Annotated in this window: 1 protein-coding gene and 1 pseudogene; both read right to left on the bottom strand. The window is 48.5% G+C overall.

The genetic code is table 11. From position 1 onward, the window contains the following. A pseudogene (locus H6S82_RS28015) lies at positions 1–1,165 on the bottom strand (DNA-directed RNA polymerase subunit beta); the annotation flags it as partial. A 686-nt stretch (positions 1,166–1,851) separates the two neighbouring features. Further along, positions 1,852–2,664, bottom strand: an 813-nt coding sequence (locus tag H6S82_RS28010) for a TatD family hydrolase (RefSeq protein WP_277926592.1), incomplete at its 5' end; no start/stop codon positions are given.

Raw genomic sequence — 2,664 nt, 5'->3', positions numbered from 1 at the left:
AGAGGCGACGTTTGTGGGTGAGTTCCGCCAGGGGATTGGTTTGATCCATAAACTGGCTGAGTTGGGAAGAACCGAAGAATTCCTTAATAGCCGCCACCAAAGGTTTGGGATTGACCAAGCTGGCGGGGGTGAGGGATTCCGCATCAGAGACGGTCATGCGTTCCCGAATAATCCGCTCCAGGCGGTTCAAGCCAACCCGGACTTGGTTCTGGAGCAATTCCCCAACACTACGCACCCTTCTGTTGCCCAGGTGGTCGATATCATCCGTTTGGCCGATGTCGAATTCCAAGTTAATCAGGTAATCGATACTGGCCAGGATATCTTGGGCTGTCAGCACCCGGACGGTATCCGCAACATTGAGGCGCAGTTTTTTATTCAGTTTGTAGCGTCCCACGCGACCCAAATCGTAGCGTTTGGGGTCGAAGAAGCGACTATCCAACAGTTGCTGTCCGCCGCTGACAGTGGGGGGTTCCCCCGGACGCAACTTGCGGTAGAGTTCCATCAAGGCTTCTTCTTCGCTGGGGTTACCTTCTTTTTCTAGAGTTTTCTGGAAATATTCCGGATGGCGCAGGGCGTCGAAGATTTCGTTATCGCCCAGACCGAGGGATTTCAGCAGCACCTGGGCGGAGAGTTTGCGAGTTTTATCGATGCGTACCCACACCAAGTCATTTTTATCCGTCTCGAACTTCAACCACGCGCCGCGATTGGGGATGAGGGAAGCCGAGTAAGTACGGCGACCGTTTTTGTCAGTTTCCGACTTGTAATAAACACCGGGGGAACGCACAATTTGGTTAACAATGACTCGTTCCGCACCGTTGATGATAAAAGTACCGCGATCGGTCATCAAAGGTAAGTCACCGATAAAGACTTCCTGCTCCTTGATTTCGCCAGTTTCCTTATTAATCAACCGCGTCGGCACATACATCTGCACCGCGTAGGTGCTATCCCGCCGCTTCGCTTCGTCCACATCGTACTTGGGACGCTTGAGCTTGTAGTCTTTGCCCAAAAAGTGCAATTCCAACTTGCCAGTATAGTCGGTGATGGGGGAGAAGCTATTGAGTTCTTCGATCAGTCCTTCTTCTAGGAACCAGCGGAAACTAGCCCGCTGAATTTCTACTAAATCCGGTAAGGTGACGGTGGGTTCGGTGTAGGTCTGGTTAGTCATGCGTATTATTTTTGCTTAACTTTAGGAGGGCAAGAAGTTCCAAATGCTATCTTGGAAAAAACAGACGATCGATCGCCAGGACAGGTCGATAAATATTTAAGGGTGGGATGTCACTTACCCCTGCTTTGGGGGTGCGGCTTCAAGTGTTACCGCCTTCAAAGCCGACAGACACGATATTTGGTACAATCCGCTCCTATTTTCAGAACGCTTTGCTATGGGTAGGAATATTCCCATTCATCATCAATCGGCGATGCAATATGGTAGAGGTATTTCATGTAGACGCTTTCTACTGTCTTCTGTTTAGGACTTTTTCGTATCTTCGTAAAATCTTTTGTGTACGCTCCAATATTTTAAGCGTTCTCCATCTTAACACCGACTCTCGCCTTTGGGGGAGATAAATCTTTTGTGGCGCGTCACTGTAGGCCAAAATGTGGGCCAAAATGGCATTTGCTTTTCAGCGTCATTCGTCTTTTCATACCAGATCTTCCTCTACCAATTATGACATGGCATTTGGAGACGTTATACCTAACGTCTCTACCTTATAGCAGGCTCAGCGGCTTAAAATATTGTCGCTGCATAAGCCGGAATATATTGACGCGAAAATTAACCGGAACCCGTAATTTTTGCCAAGACAAAATAGGCAAAATATGAGGAGTCCGGAATCTAACCATCGAGCATAAGTCCTCTTAGAGGCCAAACAGCTTACAGGCATTTTCGGTTGTAATTTGGGCGATCGCTTCTGTTGATACGCTCCGCAGACGAGCCATATGCTCGGCGACGTATCGCACGTAAGCCGGTTCGTTGCGTTTGCCCCGCTTGGGTATTGGTGCCAGAAAAGGGCAATCCGTCTCAATCAACAGGCGCGATTCTGGTACTATCCTAGCCGATTCGTGAATTTGGGTGGCGTTTTTAAAGGTGATGATACCGCTAAAGCTGATATAGAAACCCAAATTTAAAAACCATTGGGTTTCTTCTGGCCCTCCTCCCCAGCAGTGCATCACTCCTCTGACTGGCCCTCGAAGCTGCCAAAATTCTGCCAATAGCTCTCGCATTCTTACCGCTGCATCGCGGCAGTGAATTATTACAGGCTTATCTAGTTTTCTAGCCAGCTCGAGATGAGCCAGAAAGGCGGTTTCTTGTGTAGATTGGTTTTCTGCCTTATAGAAGTCTAATCCGGTTTCGCCGATAGCAACTACTTTCGGATCGGACTGTGCTAAAGACAAAATTTTCTCTTCGTACTCAGGTATCCATTTATGGGCGTCCAGAGGATGCAAACCCACAGCAAAGTAAACCTCTGGAAACTTGTGCGCGATGCTTTGAATAGTTGTAAATTCGGCTGGCTCCACGCAGGAATGTACCAGACGAATGACACCTGCTTCCAACCATCGCTGCCGCACAGCTTCCAATTCGCGATCGAACAAATCAAAATTCCCTTCTTGGGGCAGCATTTTTAAGTCGCCCCACGAGCCAATTAAATTAATGTGGACGTGGGAGATCGG

The sequence above is a fragment of the Planktothrix sp. FACHB-1355 genome (genome assembly GCF_014748295.1).
Taxonomy (GTDB): Bacteria; Cyanobacteriota; Cyanobacteriia; order Cyanobacteriales; family Aerosakkonemataceae; genus Aerosakkonema; species Aerosakkonema funiforme_A.
This window is presented reverse-complemented; position numbering and strand designations above follow the sequence as displayed.